The sequence below is a fragment of the Paenarthrobacter sp. PAE-2 genome (assembly GCF_026013155.1).
Lineage (GTDB): Bacteria > Actinomycetota > Actinomycetes > Actinomycetales > Micrococcaceae > Arthrobacter > Arthrobacter ureafaciens.
In genome coordinates this window covers 35,585-52,525 of sequence record NZ_JAPDNV010000007.1, presented here as the reverse complement: position 1 = coordinate 52,525, position 16,941 = coordinate 35,585, and the positions used below count along the sequence as shown (strand labels likewise).

Sequence of the window (16,941 nt, the reverse complement as noted above, 5' to 3'; positions counted from 1 at the left end):
AGCTACATGAACACACTATTGATCATCGCCGGAGTCATTGCGATCATCCTGCTGCTGGTAGGTGGATTCAACCAGGCCCTAAGTTTCCTGCTGTGGGTAGGAATTATCCTTCTTGTTCTTGCCCTCATTGGATGGGTTTTGGGGCGGGGGCGGTCGCGCGTATGACCCCGGACCCAGTGGAATCTGGGGGCCTTAGCCACATCCATGACGGAGTAACAACCCCTGGCCATCCGATCCCGCGGGATCTCGGAACACCCATCGCCAGCGCGCAAGTGCCGGCGGACGGTGGGGCCGGGGGAGATCCGGACGACGCTGCCGACGCCGGAGCGAACAAGTCTGCGACTCCGCCGGGACCGGCTGAGGAAAAAGATGCAAAGACTGCGGACGACCGCAGCTTGACTACTGAACCTAATCCGACGGATTGATCGGGGCTTCGAAGCCGTGGGCGGATAATCGCCCACGGCTTCGCCCATAATCCGCCCGGTTCCGGGTTTATCCATTCTTTTGATTGAGGTGGAAAATGCGTATCGGATCAATTCTCGGGCTGATCGTAGTGGTGTGGTTGGTCATCGGTGCAATAGCTGCGGGGCAGCGTGGATATTACAACGCGCCACCGGCGCAGTGCTCACAGTTCGCCACGATCGCCCTCAACATTGTTGCCGGACCGCTGAATTACACGGGGCTTGATCCGCAAGGTGGATGCGAGGTGCCGCAGCCGTCGTGAGCTGCTTGTGGAAGCATGCTTTCAGCTGCTGCCAGGACCACTTCCATGGCCGTGGAGCTGCGACTCAAGGGCCACACGACGGCGGCGGCCGACTCAACTGAGGTTGACGACATGCTGTAGCAAGTCGACTCAGCAACCAAGGACGCCCAGCGCGCGTCTGCCAGTAGCCCGGATGACCAGACCTCCGGCCTGACACGGTAGCCGATGAAGCGAAGAAGTACTAAGTTTACTGACTAAGACCTTCCGGCATGGACAAACAGCTAAGTATGCTTATAAATTCGAAGTGTTCCATTAACCGTTGGAAAGGACAGGTCTCATGGACAGTCAGAACGCCACACCTGAAGAAGAAGTAGGCGGCTACGGCACCCCGACGGCAGAGCAGGAAGCTGGCGGAGGACAGGCCCAGCCCCGTGTAGAAGAAGACCTGAGCGAAGCCGGTTTGAGCCAGGACAGCCCCGACGGCGAGACCTACGCAACCGGCGCCCCGAACCTCAGCCACTTGGATCCGGAAGATTCGGACAGCTCCGGCGAACCGGGCGCAGGCCGTTTCGGCGGGACAGATGAGCAGTCCCTCCAGGAACAGAACCTGCAACCCGACGCAGAGGACCTGCCGGACGGCAGCGGCACCGACCTTCCCCAGGAGCAGGCGCCGAACGACGACGACCAGGAAGACTTCAACGCAGGCTAAGCCCCCGGACGCACAAGGCACGCGACCGCAAGGCACCCCGCACTCGACGGCAAAGAAGGAGCAAAATCCATGGCTACCGTCAACAAATCAATTGAAGTAGATGTCCCTGTTTCCGTGGCCTACAACCAGTGGACCCAGTTTGAGAGCTTCCCGGAGTTCATGAACGGTGTGGAAGCCGTGCGGCAGATCGATGACACGGCCCTCCACTTCTCCACCAATGTGGGAGGCGTAAAGCGCGACTACAACGCCCAGATCATTGACCAGGTTCCGGACTCCCTGGTGAGCTGGGCCAGCGTGGACGGCCCCCGCAACGGCGGCTCGGTGACCTTCGAACCGCTCGACGCCGGCAGGACCCGCGTCAACGTCGAAATCGTGTGGGAACCGGACACCCTCGCCGAAAAGGCAGGCTCGGCTATTGGAGCCGACAGTCTGCGCGTTGGCGCGGACCTGGACAAATTCAAGAAGTTCATCGAAGCCCAAGGGCACGAAACCGGAGGTTGGCGTGGCACCATCTCCGGCGGGGATGTAGATGAGGCCGGAGGACCGCTGGTCTGATGCAGCGCGGTGAAGGCCGGCCGGCGATCCGGCCGGCCTTCACCGTTGCGGGCAACATTTACGGCAGCAGGAGGTGATTGGACCATGACCAAGTCCACTGTGGAAGTGGAGCGGAAGTTCGACGTCGAACCGTCAACGCCGCTGCCCGACCTGACAGCCATCGACGGCGTCTCCAGGGTAGGCGAACCGGCGACGCACCGGCTTGAGGCCGTCTATTTCGACACCAAAGACCTCGCCCTCGCCTCCTACGGGATGACGCTCCGCCGTCGTACCGGAGGACCCGACGCCGGATGGCACCTTAAGCTGCCCAAAGGCCTTGGGCGGCGCACGGAAATACATGCTGCGTTGGGCCGGCCGGAGATCGTCCCGGATGACATCCTGGCCAGGGTCCTTGCCTACACACGTGGCCATTCCGTGGCACCCGTGGCCACTGTGAACACCAGCCGCACCAGCATCGGCCTGTACGCGGAAGACGGCAGGGCGATTGCCGAGTTCGTCGATGACCACGTCGAGGCCGAGGTGTCTTTCACCGATGCCACCTCCCGCACGTGGCGTGAATGGGAACTGGAGCTGAACCACAATCCGGGTGACGACGCCGCGGCAGCACTGTTCGATGCCGCCGCCGGGATAATCGCGAAAACCGGCGCGCGCCCCAGTGAACGGACGTCCAAACTCGCAACCGCGCTGGCCGGACACTTGCCCCGAACCAAGGGAAGCGGCCGCGAGGTCCCCGAGCGCAAGGGACGGGCCGTTGTGCCCGTCCTCGACTACCTTGACCAGCAAGTGGCCAGGATGCTCCGGCGGGATGCCCAGGTCAGGATGAACGCCGATGATTCCGTCCACCAGCTGCGGTCCGTAACCCGGCGGATCCGGTCGGTGCTCCACAGCTACCGCAAGTTCTTCAAAGCCGGCCCGGTGGACGAGTTGGAAGCGGGCTTGAAATCGCTCGCCCAAACCCTGGGCCGGTACAGGGACGCCGAGGTGCTCCATCGGCGGCTGCGGGAATCGCTGGATGAACTGCCGGGAAGGCTCGTGCTGGGCCCTTTGGCGGCAGAGCTGGACGAACGCATGAAGGTTCGCAAGGACACTGCCCTGACGGCCATCCGATCCCGGATGGACAGTCCTGGATACTTCCGGCTGCTGGACCAATTGGAGGCCTTCGTCGAGGAGCCTCCGGTCGCGCCCGAGGTCATGCCCGGTGCAGGCAAGGCAACGGCCAAGCGCGTCAACAAGGCTGCCAAACGCCTCGCTGAACGCCACGACGCAGCGGTTGCCGCCGCCGTCGGGCCTTCCCGTGACAAGGCCTTCCACGAAGTCCGGAAGGCAGCCAAGAAGTTGCGCTTTGCGGCTGCGGCGGCGGAAAGCATCCACGGCAAGCAGGCAGCGAAGATCGCTCATATGGCCCATCGGATACAGACCATTTTGGGTGAACACCAGGACAGTGCCGTAGCCCGGACTGAACTGCTGAAGCTCGGATCCGCCCCCGGCATGGGCAACGCCGCATTTACCTACGGAGTTCTCCACGCCAGGGAACGGACGGCAGCGGACGCGGTCCAGCAGGAGTATCTCCGGCTGGGAAAGAAAGTCCGCAAACTCAGGATCACCTAAGAAATAGCCCTCAAGAAAGCCTTCTTGAGGGCTATTTCACTACTTTTTGAGGAATGCCAGAAGGGCTTCGTTGATTTCTGCTCCGTGCGTCCACAGGAAACCGTGCGGCGCCCCCTCGATTTCCACGTATTCAGCGCTGGGAAGTGCGTCTTTGAATCGGCGGCCGGTGACATCGATGGGCAGGATATTGTCCGCAGTGCCGTGCACGATCAAAGCGGGGACATCGATTGTGGGGATATCCGCGCGGAAATCAGTGAGCCACGTGGGCTGTGCAGCAACTGATGCGAATGCACCGGAATTTGCTGCCAGGTTCCAGCTCGCATCGACCAATTCCTGGCTGAGGCGTTCGGTGCCCAGGAAGGTGTCGCTGTTGTAGAAGTTCTTGAAGAAATCCGTGAAGAAGGCGTAGCGATCAGCCTTGACTGCCTGGGCGAGGCCATCGAAGACATCCTGGGGGACGCCATCCGGATTGTCGTCGGTCTTCAAGAGGAACGGTTCCAGGGAGCCGAGGAACACGGCCTTGGCCACGCGGCCTGAACCGTAGGTGCTGATGTAGCGGGCAACCTCGCCGGTTCCCATGGAGAATCCCACCAGTACGGCGTCGTTGAGGTCGAGGGTTTCCAGGACCGCTTTGAGGTCGGCTGCGAAGGTGTCGTAGTCGTAGCCGACCGTGGGCTTGCTGGACTTCCCGAAGCCGCGGCGGTCGTAGGTGATGACCCTGTAGCCGGCGTCAAGCAGTGCCGCTGTCTGCTTTTCCCATGAGGATCCGTCCAGGGGGTAGCCGTGGATCAGGACAACAGGCTGCCCCGCCCCATGGTCCTCGTAGTAGAGCTCAATCTCAGTGCTGTTTTCGTTTCCGACGGTGATGTAAGCCAAAACTTCGGTCCCTTCATAGCGGTTCTGGGGTGGAACGCTTCCAGCCTACTGAATACCCCCTAGTTGCCCCCAGCAACCAGACGTAAACTGGCCTTCGGTTTACCCCCGGACGCTGGAGATCCCATGCTGTGGAAGGTCCTTGTTCGTTTCCTCCGGCCGCACCAGCGGCTGCTGGTCGCCGTCGTCGTTTTCCAGCTGGCGCAGTCCATCGCCTCGCTGTACCTGCCCACGCTCAATGCCGACATCATCGACCAGGGCGTCGCCACAGGCGACACCGGATACATCCTCCGCATGGGCGCGGTCATGCTGCTTATTACCCTGCTGCAGATCGCCTGCGCCGTCATTGCGGTGTACTTCGGCGCGAAGGCGGCCATGAGCTTGGGCCGCGACCTCCGGGACGCGATCTTCGGCAGGGTGGGGGAGTTCTCGGAGCAAGAGGTCAGCCGCTTTGGCGCGGCGTCCCTCATCACCCGCTCCACCAACGACATCCAGCAGGTCCAGCAACTGGTCCTCATGTCCTGCACCCTGATGGTCACGGCGCCGATGCTGAGTATCGGCGGTGTGATCATGGCGGTTCGGCAAGATGCGCAACTGTCGTGGTTGATCGCCGTGGCGGTGCCGGTGTTGCTGGTTTGCGTCGGGCTGATCGTGACCCGGATGGTTCCGCTGTTCCGCAAAATGCAGGTCCGGATCGACGCCGTGAACAGGGTGCTTCGCGAGCAACTGACCGGTATCCGCGTGGTGCGGGCCTTCGTGCGGGAGGACATGGAATCCCTGCGGTTCGGCAAAGCGAACGACGACGTCACGGACGTTGCGCTGAGGGCCGGCCGGCTGATGGCGCTCATGTTCCCTGTGGTCATGCTGGTCATGAACGTTTCCAGTGTGGCGGTGATCTGGTTCGGGTCGTTCCGGATCGAGGACGGCTCCATGCAGGTGGGGACGCTCATCGCGTTCCTGAGCTACCTCATGCAAATCCTCATGTCCGTCATGATGGCCACGTTCATGGCCGTGATGATCCCGCGTGCTTCCGTCTCAGCAGACCGCATCGGCGAGGTGCTGGGGACCGACTCAAGCGTCCAGCCGCCGTCGAACCCTGTGTCCCTCACCGGCCACCGCAGGGGCGAGCTGGAAATGCGCGACGTCGGATTCGCCTACCCGGGTGCCGAACAGCCCGTCCTCAGCGGGGTGTCCTTCACCGCCCGGGCCGGCCAGACCACGGCCATTATCGGCAGCACCGGGGCGGGCAAGACCACCCTCGTGAACCTGATGCCGCGACTCTTCGACGCCACCTCAGGATCCGTCAGGATGGACGGCGTGGACGTCCGGGAACTGCAACCCGACCACCTGTGGGGGCACATCGGGTTGGTGCCGCAAAAGCCCTACCTGTTCTCCGGAACCGTCCGCAGCAACCTGCTTTACGGCAAACCGGACGCCACCGACGACGAACTGTGGCAGGCCCTCGCCGTCGCCCAAGCCCGCGACTTTGTTGAGGAAATGGACGGCGGGCTGGACGCACCGATCTCCCAGGGCGGGACCAACGTATCCGGCGGTCAGCGGCAACGGCTCGCCATCGCCCGGGCACTGGTCAAACAGCCCGAACTCTACATTTTTGACGATTCGTTCTCGTCCCTGGATACGGCAACGGACGCCCGGCTGCGCCGCGCCCTCAAACAGCACACCCAGGGCGCCACGCTGGTGATCATCGCCCAGCGCGTGTCCAGCATCGCGGATGCTGACCGGATATTAGTGCTCGACGACGGCAGGATCGTTGGGCAGGGAACGCACGATGAGCTGTTGGAGACTTCCGAAACGTACCGGGAAATCGTGGCCTCCCAACTCGCAGCGGAGGAGGCGGCATGAGTACAGCTGTCCGTGGTCCGCAGCGTCCCCCGATGGGGCCGGGCAGGGGCGGGCCGTTCGCCGGGATGAACGTCCCGGCCGAGAAGGCGTCCAACTTCGGAGCCTCCGCCAAGCGTCTGCTGGGCACCCTGCATCCTGAACGGGTCTGGCTTGGCCTGGTCCTGATGTTCGCCGTTGTCAGCGTGGCCCTGAACGTCATTGGTCCACGGCTGCTTGGCGAAGGCACCAACCTGATCTTTGCCGGCGTCGTTTCCAAGGAACTGCCCGCCGGCGTTTCCAAAGAAGCCGTGATCGCAGGGCTCCGCGCCGCCGGGGAGAACACCAAAGCCGACATGCTCAGCGCCATGCCCCTGACACCCGGCGTCGGCATCGACTTCGGCGCGCTGTCCTCGGTACTGCTCTGGACGCTCGTGCTGTATGTCCTCGCCGCGGCGTTCGGTTGGATCCAGGCGTACATCCTCAACGGCGTCGTGCAAAGGACCGTCTACCGGTTGCGCGAACGGATCGAAGCGAAAATCCACAGGCTGCCGCTCAAGTACTTCGACAAAATCCAGCGCGGCGAGCTGCTCAGCCGGGTGACCAACGACGTCGACAACATCTCCCAAAGCCTCCAACAATCCATCAGCCAAGTGGTCTCCTCCCTGCTGACCGTGCTGGGGGTGCTGGTGATGATGTTCATCCTCTCCCCGCTGCTGGCACTGATTGCCCTCATCACTATCCCCCTGACCCTCGGGATCACCGTGCTGATCGCCAAGCGTTCCCAAAAGCTCTTCGTGGCCCAGTGGAAGAACACGGGCGAACTCAACGGCCACATTGAGGAGACCTACACCGGACACGCTTTGGTGAAGGTGTTCGGCCGGCAGGACGAGGTACAGCAGAAGTTCCGGGACAAGAATTCCGAGCTCTTCCAGGCAAGCTTCGGTGCCCAGTTCGTCAGCGGACTGATCATGCCCGCCATGACGTTCATCGGAAACCTCGTCTACGTGGCCATTGCCGTGGTGGGTGGCCTGCAGGTGGCTTCCGGCGGAATGCAGCTCGGCGACGTGCAGGCATTCATCCAGTACTCGCGGCAATTCACCATGCCGCTCGCACAGCTGGGATCCATGGCAAACATGCTGCAATCCGGTGTGGCCTCCGCCGAACGGGTCTTCGAGTTGATCGACGAAGAGGAAGAATCGCCCGAGCCTTCGGATACTTCGGCGGCCGGAGGGCCAGGCCGGTTGGTCTTCGAGGACGTTTCTTTCAGCTACTCGCCGGACAAGCCGCTCATCACCGGACTCAACCTGGTGGCCGAACCGGGGCAAAGCATCGCCATTGTTGGGCCAACAGGTGCGGGCAAGACCACCTTGGTGAACCTCATGATGCGCTTCTACGAGCTCGACGGCGGCAGGATCACCTTGGACGGCGTGGACATCTCCACCATGTCCCGGCAGGAACTGCGTTCGCGGATGGGCATGGTCTTGCAGGATACGTGGCTGTTCGGCGGGACAATCCGGGACAACATTGCCTATGGCCGGCCGGATGCCTCGGAATCTTCGATCATGGAGGCTGCGCAAGCCACCTATGTGGACCGCTTTGTGCGCTCGCTGCCCGAGGGGTACAACACCTTGTTGGACGATGAGGGCAGCAACGTCTCGGCAGGGGAAAAGCAGTTGCTCACCATTGCCAGGGCCTTCCTGTCCCGCCCTTCAGTGCTGATCCTGGACGAGGCCACCAGCTCGGTGGACACCCGCACGGAAGTGCTGGTCCAGAAGGCCATGAATGCACTGCGCTCGGACCGCACCAGCTTTGTCATCGCGCACAGGCTCTCCACCATCCGGGACGCCGACCTCATCCTGGTCATGGAGTCCGGGCAGATCGTGGAGCAGGGGACCCACTCGGAGCTTCTCTCCGCCGGTGGCGCGTACTCCCGGCTCTACGAAGCCCAGTTCGCGGCGCCGGCGGCGGAGGTGTGAGGCGCCGGTTCCGGGCTAGGGCAGCCGGGTGGGCCTCAGCACGGAAGCTTCCCCGGCGCGGGCCGGGTTCAGCGGGACTGGGCTGACCAGGATGGCAGGCCCACGGTGGAGGAACCCGCCGGAGATCACCTGGCACCTTACTCCGCCCCTTCCCCGCATGGCGTTGTGGGCGCCGGGAGCCAACATCTGGTCCATCCACGCGCAGGGGTGGGCGGGGCGGCCGGCTTTCAAACGGACGGAATCCTTGCCCGACTCGAGGACGAATTCATGGCCCAGCAGGGGTGCCAGTTCCGCGCCGCGGATCACCACATTCCGCCGGGTCAGCAGGGGATCAAACGGCCCGGAACCGAGTTCGGCAGCTATAGCCTCCAGCGCCTCAACCGCGAACACAGTCACGGCCGCATCCATGTGCGCCGCTTTGCCAAAGAAACGGTCTCCAACAATGCCTTTGTCCGCAACGAGCTCTGCCGTCGGTGCATCGGTGGTCGGAACATCTGCGGCGCCCTCCCGTGCCCTGCCAAAGTAGGCATGCGCGGGCGACACCAAAAGGTGAAGCACGTCGACGTCGTACCTGTATTCAGCGGTCATCCCTTAACGCTAGCCGCCGCGCAGACCCTCCCGGCCGCTGCACCGATAAAGTGTCACGGTGAACTTTGCTGCGGCCCCTGACGGCACCGAACTGGCGTGGACGGAGTCCGGCGGTGGGGAGCCATTGCTGTTGATCGCCGGTCAGGCAACGGCCATGGACGGTTGGGGCCCGACGGCGGAACTACTGTCCCGCTCTTACCGCGTGATCCGCTTCGATCACCGTGGGATTGGCTGCAGCGGGCAAGGGCAGGCTGATCGCTATTCCACTCGTTTGCTGGCTGCCGATGCGGTTGCTGTACTGGACGCAGCCGGAGTGGAGACTGCGGACGTTTATGGGCACTCCATGGGTGGCCGGATAGGGCAGTGGCTCGCCATCGACTTCCCTCAGCGGGTGAGGACGTTGATCCTGGCTGCGAGCAGTGGAGGACGATCAACGGATCCGGGGATGCGGGCGGACCCGGCGGCCATGGCGGCCTTGGTGAGCGGAGACGTGGCACGGCTGGGCCCTTTGTTCTTCGATGCGGAGTGGGCTGCCGACCACCCCGAAGCTGTACAAACGTTTTTCACGTCCAGGGCCTCGGCCTGGGCAAAGTCGCGTCACTTCAGGGCCAGCCGTGAGCATGACTCATGGTCGGAACTGGGTTCCATCCTTGCTCCGACGTTGATTCTCCACGGGACGGAGGACCCGTTGACGCCGTTGCCGAATGCCGTTGCGCTCCGGCGACACATCCGGGCTTCAGTGCTGGTCCGCGTCCCGGGTGCGGGGCACGGCCTCCACCTGGACCACCCCGAAACCGTTGACTGGATCCGGGAGTTCACAACAAGGAAAGGACCTAAGCGCGGTCGTCATTGAGGTGCGCCACCAGCGCATCCACAATGGGCAGCTGGCCCTTGACCAGCTTGGTGCGTGCCGTTGCCTCGTCGATCCATTGGGCGTCGTCGATCTCGGGGAACTCCTTGATGGAACCGGAGCCTTTGGGCCATTCCATGGGGAAGGTGTTGCTCACCACTTCCTCCGGCTGGAAAGACGGGGCTTCCGCTGCGAAGGCGGTGATGAGTTTGCCGGAGGGTTGCCGGAAGACACCCAGCAGGTGGTACTCCGCGTCCGGCGGGGGTGACCCGATCTCCTCCGTGAACTCGCGCCGGGCAGCAACCAAGGGGTCTTCGTCGTCTGCGAATTCACCCTTCGGGATGGACCAGGCGTGCTGGTCCTTGCGGGCCCAGAAAGGGCCGCCCATGTGGGCAATCCAGAGTTCCAAGCCATTCTCCGCGGACCGCCTGTAAAGCAGGATCCCTGCGCTTCGGATACTGATGCGTCCTCCCTGGACAAGCTGTGCCTCGAAGTCCAAGGCTACTCCACGGCTTGGTCACCGGCCGGGCGCAAAACCGGCGACGTCGTAGGGAAACTTGCAGGGTGTTTGGCAGGTTTCCAGCGAACTCGCGGAGCAAACAAAAACGGACGACGCCGGTGGGTACCGGAGTCGTCCGCTTTCTGGTGTGTCTGGACTGCTTAGCGGTTAAGGCTGACCGTGAAGGTCTTGGGTCCGCTGAGGGTCACGGAGATACCGCAGTTTTCCGCAGTGGCGCGGGGAGTGAGATCCCGGATGGCGGCTTCGATGGTGTGGTCGATTGCCGAGTTATCCCAGATTTTAAGCGAGATGGAGTCAGTATGTGTCGTCATTGTCAGTACTTTCACTCAGGCTTTTAACAGCCCCAAGCCTCGTCGCCCGGGGCCGCATCCTCGTCGGTGAGGATTGCTGATTCAGCTTGTTGGGAACGCGTTCCCTCATTCATGGTTCATGGTGGCTGCCCTGGATGACAAGCAAATCCGCCCAAGTGTGACCGATTACACGTTGCTCTTTACTCTGTGTAACCGGTGCTCCCGCCCCGTTCCCGCCAGCGCTCCACCTCGGCCCGCATGGCTTCTTCAACGGCGTCGTAGGCATGCAGGGCGTCCGCTCCCAACAACAGGAAGGCGGGCGTCTCTTCGGCTTCAACGGCGTCGATGATCACCTGCGCAGCCTTGTCCGGGTCGCCGGGCTGGGTACCGTGAACGGTGTCGTTTTCCTTGCGGCGCTTTCCGGCGGTGTCAGCATAGTCATCGATGGCCTCCGCGGACTGAGTCAGGGAACGCCCGGCAAAGTCCGTGCGGAATCCGCCCGGCTCCACCGCTGTGACCGAGATGCCCAGCGGCGCCAGCTCCTTCTGCAGACCTGGGTGGCGTCGGTGACATCGAGCCCCACGGCGAGGGCCGTCGTCGGGAATTCAGTGGTGAGGTCCTGCAGGGTTGCGGTGTCACGTGCGGTGACCACCGCGTTGTGGCCCTTCTCGAGCACGGCTTTCGCCAAGGCCCGGCCGAGGCCTGTTGAGCAACCGGTAATAAGCCAGGTAGTCATGAGGTTCCTTTGACGTCGTGACGAAGAGATGCCGCCCCGGGCGATGGCCGGGGCGGCATTCCACGTGCTGCTAGTGCTGTCCGAGTGCTCCGCCGAGGGGCGGTATGGCGCCCGGGCCTTTCCTGCCTTCGGGGCCGGTGGCGTCGTCGCTGGTGTCGCCGTCCAGTACGCCTGCTCCTGATTCGTCGTCGTCCGTGCGTTCGGCTTCGCTGCGGGTGTCGCTCTCAGCCGTGCCGTCGGAATCGCCGTCGAGGTCGTCCGCCAAACCGTTGGTTTGGTCGAACGGGTGGGTGATTGGGTTCAATGTGTCTTCGCTTGCGGTGGTGCGTTCCGTATCCTTCTCGGTCACAGTGTCCTCCTGGCTCGCTCAGAATTTGTCAGCATACTTACTATATCCGGCTTCCCGGATGCGGACCAGAGGCAATGCCGGATCGTTTTCAGGGTGAATGGGAACAAAAGTGAACATCAAGAATCGAAAACTCCCAGTAATTTCCAGTCAAACCCTTGACCAAGGTGTGGAGCGCTGTAAACATAGACCGCGGAAAGCGTTTTCACTTCACATCTATGTAGCAGTTGATGTCGCTATGAGCGCTGAGAACGGCATCATGCGCGACCCAATTGCGTGCGCATCCTCTGATCACGCCACTCGTGGAAAGGGATAGTTGGGCACCTCAGTGAAACGTTCCAAAAACGGGCAGCGGACCCTCCGCTGTCCAGCATCAAAGGAGATGTTCTTTGGCTTACCCCTCGAAATGTTCCTCCCGCAGACCACTCGTTCCCCTCACGGCAATGGCCACCCTCGCCGCGGCAGCCCTGGCCTTCACGGGTGTGCCCCTCGCGCAAGCGGCAACCACCCAAACAGCGCCAGCCAACGCACCCGCCGTCGTCAACGCGAAGAAGGACCAAACGCCCAAGCGGCAGGTGGAAAACCTGGGCCGTGCGCCGGTGGCGGTCCTGACTGACCAAGGCGTGAATGTCAGTTGGCGCATGCTGGGCCTGGACAAGGACAGCATCGGGTTCCAAGTGCTGCGCGACGGCGTCAACATCACGCCCGAACCCATCCGCAATTCAACCTTTTTCGTGGATCCTGCGGGAACGGCCACCTCAAGCTACGTCATTAAGACGGTGGGCAATGGCCAAGGCCAGGACAAACTGACCGAGGCTGTCACGCCGCTGGCCCAAAACTACCTCGCCATCAAGCTGGACAAGCCAGCGGACGGCGTCACCCCCGACGGCAAGGCTTACACCTACTCGGCCAACGACGCCACCGTGGCGGACCTCGACGGTGACGGCAAGTATGAGGTCATCCAGACATGGTCGCCCTCCAACGCGAAGGACAATTCGCAGTCCGGCTACACGGGCAACGTCTATGTGGACGCCTACAAGTTGGACGGCACCAAGCTGTGGCGCATCGACCTCGGCCGCAACATTCGCGCCGGGGCGCACTACACGCAGGTCCTGGCGTACGACTTCGACGGCGACGGCAAGGCCGAGGTTTCGTTCAAGACGGCGGATGGCACCACGGATGCTTCAGGCACAGTGATCGGCGACGCCAACGCCGACTACCGCAACAGCGCCGGCTACGTGCTGGCCGGCCCGGAGTTCCTCACGGTGTTCAAGGGCGAGACGGGGACCATCCTGGACACTGTCGCTTATGAGCCTGAGCGCGGCTTGGTGGCCAGCTGGGGCGATAACTACGGCAACCGCGTGGATCGTTTCCTCGCAGCCGTCGCGTACCTGGACGGCGAGCACCCGTCCATGATGTTCAGCCGCGGCTACTACACCCGTACGGTGCTGGTGACTTATGACCTGGTTAACGGCAAGCTCGTGAAGCGCTGGACCTTCGATTCCAACGTGGCGGGCGACCAGTACAAGGGCCAGGGCAATCACAACCTATCCGTGGCTGACGTTGACCAGGACGGCAAGGACGAGTTCGTCTTCGGTTCCATGACCATCGACGACAATGGCCAGCCCCTCTACAACACCAAGCTCGGCCACGGCGACGCCATCCACACGGGCGATCTGGATCCCTCGCGGCCCGGCCTGGAAACCTTCGCCGTCCACGAGAGCATGAGCCAAAGCGGCAACCGCGGCGCCACGTTCCGGGACGCTGCCACCGGCGAGGTGCTGTGGAACATCCCGGCCACCAAGGACACCGGGCGTGGAGCTGCGGGCGACATCGATCCCCGCTATGAAGGGGCCGAAGGATGGGCCGTAGGCGGGACGGCGGCGTGGGATTCTCCGCGGGGCCAGTTGATGTCCGCCAAGGGCGAGCTGATCGCGGAGAATATCCCCGCCGCGAACTTCCTTGCCTGGTGGGATGGCGACCTGCTGCGTGAAATCGTGGACCACGACTACGACGCCACGGTGTCCCGCGGCGTCCCCACTATCTCCAAGTGGAACTGGGAAACCGAGACCAGCGATCGCTTGCTGACCGCCGATGGCGCCCGCAGCAACAACACCACCAAGGGCAACCCGTCCATCCAAGCGGACATCCTGGGTGATTGGCGCGAGGAAATCGCCTGGCCGTCCACGGACAGCACGGAGCTGCGGATCTACACCACCACAGCTCCCACCGAGGTTCGCCTGCGGACCCTGATGCACGACACCGTGTACCGAACGGCCGTCGCCCGCGAGAACGTGGCGTACAACCAGCCGCCGCACCCGAGCTTCTTTGTGGGTGAGGGCATGCAGCCTCCGGCAGCACCCGCCGTCGTCTATACCGGCAAGAAGTAGGCGCCAACAACAAAGCCGCCCGCCCCCGAAAGGAGGCGGGCGGCTTTGTTGTGTGCGACGACCGGTGGTTTCGCGGCGGCACCGGACGTACGACGCCGGAGCCTCCAGCGGCGGGCGGAGAACCGCCGCGTCGGGCTACTGCTGCGAGGCTGCCGCCGGCAGGTGCCCGCCGATGAGGGCCAGGTTCTGGATGGCGGCCAGGCCAAACTGGGCGGTGTCATTGGTGGACACGGTGGGTGCCTCATCAACGGGGTGGAGGACGTACGGGGGCATGATCTTCTTCAGGGTGAATGCCTCGGCATGGTTCAGGTTTTCGCCGCCGACGCTGAAGCTGGACCAGGCCGATGCGGCCAGCTCAGGCGAACCAAGCCGGGCTGCTGCGTAGGCCGTGAGGCGGCTGTGGGCTTGCGTCAGGTAGATACCGTCCAACGCTTGGCCCACCTCGTCGGCCTGCTCTTCGGGTGAGGCCAGGAACAGCCGGCAATACTGCAACCAGGCCTCCTCGAACCCGGGGTCCAGCACCAGGCTGATGAGCTCGCTGCAGATTTCCACCAAACCGAACACCGCACTCAGGTGGGAGACCCTGATGACCTCGCGTCCGGCGTCGAACCTTCCTGCATCCAGGTCATACAGTGCCTCGCCCGTGAGGAAGCCGTACTTGAGGGCACCGATGTCAGCCATGGTGCCCAACAGGCGGTCGCGCGAGCGGGGGTTGCCGGTGCGTTCCCAATCGGTGAGCCAGGTGGCCGCGAGCGAGCCCCAGTCGGTACCCAGCCCAACGCCCAGTGCCCCGCGGTCCGGGCGGTAGGTATCGGCATCGGGACGAACCTTGCGGACCGGGTCCAGGCCGAGAAAGTTCTGGTCGCTGTCCACGAGCTCGGTGAGGAGATCCCCGGTCCGTTCGTCGGCCGTCAGATAGTAGTAGAAGCGGCGATAGGCAGGGTTGCTGATCCGCAATTGCTTGGCGCTGCAGCCCCAATGCTGGACGTTGTGCCGCGAGCCGAGTCCGCGCCAGGGGCCCAGATGGTAGACATCCACCTCGCCGGTGTGCCGGGTCATGGCCTCGGCGAAACGGAACACATCGGCGCGGCCGGAGCGAAGGTACATGTACCAAAGCCACAAGTCGGGGGAGAGTTCTGAGTTGTCCCACGCATAGCCGCCGACGTCGTAGCGCCAGACGTGCCGGTCCGGATCGTAGGTGTGCATGACGTCGCCGTAATTCCAGAAACCGTACCAACGGCGCTGCTCCTGCTGGCCGCGGTAAAAGTCGAAGAGGAAGTCCAGCTTGTCTTCGAGTTCCGCGCGGGAAGGCGTGCTTCGATCCACCGGTGTCCAGTCGCCAAAGACGCCCGCGCTGTGCAGGTACCGGGGCGAGGGTTGCAGGACCGGCGGCCGGGAGGCGTACGCTGCGTCGGCTGCCAGTGATTCGACCGGGGGAGTGGAGTCGTAGGCAAAGAGCGTGAGCTCGTGCGTCCTTGCTATCCCTTGTGCATTGCCGAAACCGGGCTCGTAGTCCTCGTACGTGATTTCCAGGCCTTCGAGTTGCTCTTCGAAGGTGTCCTGGCCCAGGCCGTCGTGGTAGAAACGCAGGTTCATGGGTTGGGCTTCGGGGGAGTAGAGCCACGCCGTGACGCTGGGTTCGGCCGTAGCGGCGCCGCGGATGTCCAACTGCCCGGGGTGCGATTGCCAGAAGTCCCGTACCCCTATCCCTAAGCCGCCACCGACGTCGCTCAGCGAGCAGAAACCGGCGGATCGGGTGCCGCCCGAGATCCCCACCCAGCCATGCCCGGCGGCGGTCCGTTTGCGGAGCTCAAAGCCATCGGCGGACAACTGCGTGAGGGTGAAGTCGTTCCACGCGGGAATTAGATGCAGGCGCTCGGAGACCTCCGGATTCCACTGCTCCAGCGGCGGCGTGGGTTCCCCGCCGAGCTGGGCTTTCCGCACTTCGGTGCCCGGATCGCGGCGAAGGCCCGTCAGTCCGCGGACGGCCTCCACCAGGAACCCGCCGTCCGCCCCGGCAATCCGTACGTGCCGATCGTGCGGTTCGCTGGCCAAGGGGACCGTGAACCGCACGCCCAGGCCGGCCAGGAAGTCTTTTTCAACATTTCCGTCCCATATGAACGAGTGCACCATGCGCACGCTCCGGGCTCCGGCAAGGAAGTAGAAACGGACAGTGAAGGGGAGCCATTCCCGTCGTGGCAACTGTTGACTATCCGAACGATGCCGGCCATCCAGCCGCACCACAGCCCGCACGGGCCCGTTTTGTTCCACCGTCGCCGACTCGATGTGGCCCGTGAATCCTTCCCGGCTCGTGCTGCCCGCACCTTCGGCAATCCCGTCCTGCAGCAGGCTGACAAGGTGCGCGTCCCGGGCCACCACCGAGCCGTCCCGCGTCAGGCTCCGGAACAGCCGGTCGCCGGTGCGCGGCAGAAGCATGTCCATTGTTCCTGTGGAGACTGTGATGGTTTCCGCCGTTTCGGTGACCACCACCTGTGGTTCACGTACGACGGCGGCTGCCGGACCGGCGTCGTGCGCTTGTGTTGCGTCCGCCTCGCCGGAAGGAAGCTGCACTGAGTAGCTTGTTGAGGGGTTGTCCGTGGCCCCGATGGCGAGTCCGGCCCACTTGAGGGAGCCGTCGGGCCAGGTAGCCAAGGGCCAGGCCTGGGAGGGGGTGGCGGTGCCGTCCGCGTCGACGACGGACAGGGCATCGGCGTCGTGGACTGTTCCGCGCCGGAAGGGCATTCCCCATGTGGAGCCACCGCTGAGCGTGGCGGGGGGTGCGCCGTCGATCCACGTGGCCGGGGCGTGCTGTGTCATGGAATTTCACCTCAAGAGTCTGGGAAAGCGCTTTCTTTGTGACGTTTCAAAAACCGTAACTCCGATGTGATGGGGGTCGCAAGGGCGGGGTGCCGCGATAACGCGCAGGGGCGTATGGTTGAAGTCTCCGCAGCCTCT

At 63.4% G+C, this 16,941-nt stretch carries 17 protein-coding genes; 9 read left to right on the top strand and 8 right to left on the bottom strand.

The features are described 5' to 3' along the window. The first annotated feature begins 6 nt into the window (after positions 1-6). The 5 genes from OCL88_RS06030 (at position 7) to OCL88_RS06010 (ending at position 3,575) form a co-directional block, all read left to right on the top strand. Complete coding sequence (locus OCL88_RS06030; protein WP_017200690.1) at positions 7-165, top strand: hypothetical protein; 159 nt, start codon at positions 7-9, stop codon at positions 163-165. Between the two features lie 355 nt (positions 166-520). Next, a complete protein-coding gene (locus OCL88_RS06025; protein ID WP_021473476.1) occupies positions 521-724 on the top strand; it encodes a hypothetical protein in 204 nt (67 codons plus the stop codon). A 316-nt stretch (positions 725-1,040) separates the two neighbouring features. Next, the gene (locus OCL88_RS06020; protein ID WP_166186606.1) at positions 1,041-1,412 is read left to right on the top strand and encodes a hypothetical protein; all 372 of its coding nucleotides are present in this window, start codon (positions 1,041-1,043) and stop codon (positions 1,410-1,412) included. Positions 1,413-1,481: 69 nt separating this feature from the next. Beyond that, positions 1,482-1,967 carry an SRPBCC family protein gene (locus OCL88_RS06015; protein ID WP_166186605.1) on the top strand — a complete coding sequence of 162 codons (486 nt, stop codon included), beginning with the start codon at positions 1,482-1,484 and terminating at the stop codon, positions 1,965-1,967. Positions 1,968-2,051: 84 nt separating this feature from the next. After that, on the top strand, positions 2,052-3,575 hold the full coding sequence (locus OCL88_RS06010) for a CYTH and CHAD domain-containing protein (RefSeq protein WP_264961914.1): 1,524 nt from the start codon (positions 2,052-2,054) through the stop codon (positions 3,573-3,575). 39 nt (positions 3,576-3,614) lie between these two features. Here the strand turns inward: OCL88_RS06010 and OCL88_RS06005 are convergent, their stop codons facing one another. Beyond that, the gene (locus OCL88_RS06005; protein WP_264961913.1) at positions 3,615-4,451 is read right to left on the bottom strand and encodes an alpha/beta fold hydrolase; all 837 of its coding nucleotides are present in this window, start codon (positions 4,449-4,451) and stop codon (positions 3,615-3,617) included. A gap of 123 nt (positions 4,452-4,574) precedes the next feature. On the opposite strand from OCL88_RS06005, the gene OCL88_RS06000 reads away from it, so the two are divergent. Further along, complete coding sequence (locus OCL88_RS06000; protein WP_264961912.1) at positions 4,575-6,311, top strand: ABC transporter ATP-binding protein; 1,737 nt, start codon at positions 4,575-4,577, stop codon at positions 6,309-6,311. Then, complete coding sequence (locus OCL88_RS05995; protein ID WP_319951643.1) at positions 6,308-8,266, top strand: ABC transporter ATP-binding protein; 1,959 nt, start codon at positions 6,308-6,310, stop codon at positions 8,264-8,266. The genes OCL88_RS06000 and OCL88_RS05995 overlap by 4 nt, the downstream gene beginning before the upstream one ends. A gap of 15 nt (positions 8,267-8,281) precedes the next feature. On the opposite strand, the gene OCL88_RS05990 is transcribed toward OCL88_RS05995, so the two are convergent. Next, positions 8,282-8,854, bottom strand: a complete 573-nt coding sequence (locus OCL88_RS05990; protein WP_166186600.1) for an MOSC domain-containing protein — start codon at positions 8,852-8,854, stop codon at positions 8,282-8,284. Positions 8,855-8,912: 58 nt separating this feature from the next. On the opposite strand from OCL88_RS05990, the gene OCL88_RS05985 reads away from it, so the two are divergent. Next, positions 8,913-9,707, top strand: coding sequence for an alpha/beta fold hydrolase (locus OCL88_RS05985; RefSeq protein ID WP_264961911.1), 795 nt, complete (start codon positions 8,913-8,915; stop codon positions 9,705-9,707). On the opposite strand, the gene OCL88_RS05980 is transcribed toward OCL88_RS05985, so the two are convergent. The 5 genes from OCL88_RS05980 to OCL88_RS05965 form a co-directional block, all read right to left on the bottom strand. Then, a complete protein-coding gene (locus OCL88_RS05980) occupies positions 9,688-10,167 on the bottom strand; it encodes an NUDIX domain-containing protein (RefSeq protein WP_166186624.1) in 480 nt (159 codons plus the stop codon). The genes OCL88_RS05985 and OCL88_RS05980 overlap by 20 nt on opposite strands. A 197-nt stretch (positions 10,168-10,364) precedes the next feature. Beyond that, the gene (locus OCL88_RS05975; protein WP_166186599.1) at positions 10,365-10,535 is read right to left on the bottom strand and encodes a hypothetical protein; all 171 of its coding nucleotides are present in this window, start codon (positions 10,533-10,535) and stop codon (positions 10,365-10,367) included. A 179-nt stretch (positions 10,536-10,714) separates the two neighbouring features. Continuing rightward, positions 10,715-11,023: a hypothetical protein gene (locus OCL88_RS21160; protein WP_319951642.1), complete on the bottom strand. Its 309-nt coding sequence runs from the start codon at positions 11,021-11,023 to the stop codon at positions 10,715-10,717. Further along, positions 10,978-11,250 (bottom strand): SDR family NAD(P)-dependent oxidoreductase, encoded by a 273-nt coding sequence (locus tag OCL88_RS21155; RefSeq protein ID WP_319951641.1) that lies wholly within the window; start codon positions 11,248-11,250, stop codon positions 10,978-10,980. Before OCL88_RS21155 ends, OCL88_RS21160 begins: the two co-directional genes overlap by 46 nt. Before the next feature lie 70 nt (positions 11,251-11,320). Continuing rightward, complete coding sequence (locus OCL88_RS05965; protein WP_264961910.1) at positions 11,321-11,599, bottom strand: hypothetical protein; 279 nt, start codon at positions 11,597-11,599, stop codon at positions 11,321-11,323. Between the two features lie 386 nt (positions 11,600-11,985). On the opposite strand from OCL88_RS05965, the gene OCL88_RS05960 reads away from it, so the two are divergent. Further along, entirely contained in the window at positions 11,986-13,986 is a 2,001-nt protein-coding gene (locus OCL88_RS05960; protein ID WP_413775447.1) for a rhamnogalacturonan lyase, read from the top strand. Positions 13,987-14,121: 135 nt separating this feature from the next. Here the strand turns inward: OCL88_RS05960 and OCL88_RS05955 are convergent, their stop codons facing one another. Further along, entirely contained in the window at positions 14,122-16,803 is a 2,682-nt protein-coding gene (locus tag OCL88_RS05955; protein ID WP_264961909.1) for a Tat pathway signal sequence domain protein, read from the bottom strand. Between the last annotated feature and the right edge of the window lie 138 nt (positions 16,804-16,941).

Excerpts from the sequence above, each read along its gene's own strand:
- OCL88_RS06030 (WP_017200690.1), top strand. The coding sequence starts at position 7 with ATGAACACACTATTGATCATCGCCGGAGTCATTGCGATCATCCTGCTG.
- OCL88_RS06025 (WP_021473476.1), top strand. The coding sequence starts at position 521 with ATGCGTATCGGATCAATTCTCGGGCTGATCGTAGTGGTGTGGTTGGTC.
- OCL88_RS06020 (WP_166186606.1), top strand. The coding sequence starts at position 1,041 with ATGGACAGTCAGAACGCCACACCTGAAGAAGAAGTAGGCGGCTACGGC.
- OCL88_RS06015 (WP_166186605.1), top strand. The coding sequence starts at position 1,482 with ATGGCTACCGTCAACAAATCAATTGAAGTAGATGTCCCTGTTTCCGTG.
- OCL88_RS06010 (WP_264961914.1), top strand. The coding sequence starts at position 2,052 with ATGACCAAGTCCACTGTGGAAGTGGAGCGGAAGTTCGACGTCGAACCG.
- OCL88_RS06000 (WP_264961912.1), top strand. The coding sequence starts at position 4,575 with ATGCTGTGGAAGGTCCTTGTTCGTTTCCTCCGGCCGCACCAGCGGCTG.
- OCL88_RS05995 (WP_319951643.1), top strand. The coding sequence starts at position 6,308 with ATGAGTACAGCTGTCCGTGGTCCGCAGCGTCCCCCGATGGGGCCGGGC.
- OCL88_RS05990 (WP_166186600.1), bottom strand. The coding sequence starts at position 8,854 with ATGACCGCTGAATACAGGTACGACGTCGACGTGCTTCACCTTTTGGTG.
- OCL88_RS05975 (WP_166186599.1), bottom strand. The coding sequence starts at position 10,535 with ATGACGACACATACTGACTCCATCTCGCTTAAAATCTGGGATAACTCG.
- OCL88_RS21155 (WP_319951641.1), bottom strand. The coding sequence starts at position 11,250 with ATGACTACCTGGCTTATTACCGGTTGCTCAACAGGCCTCGGCCGGGCC.
- OCL88_RS05955 (WP_264961909.1), bottom strand. The coding sequence starts at position 16,803 with ATGACACAGCACGCCCCGGCCACGTGGATCGACGGCGCACCCCCCGCC.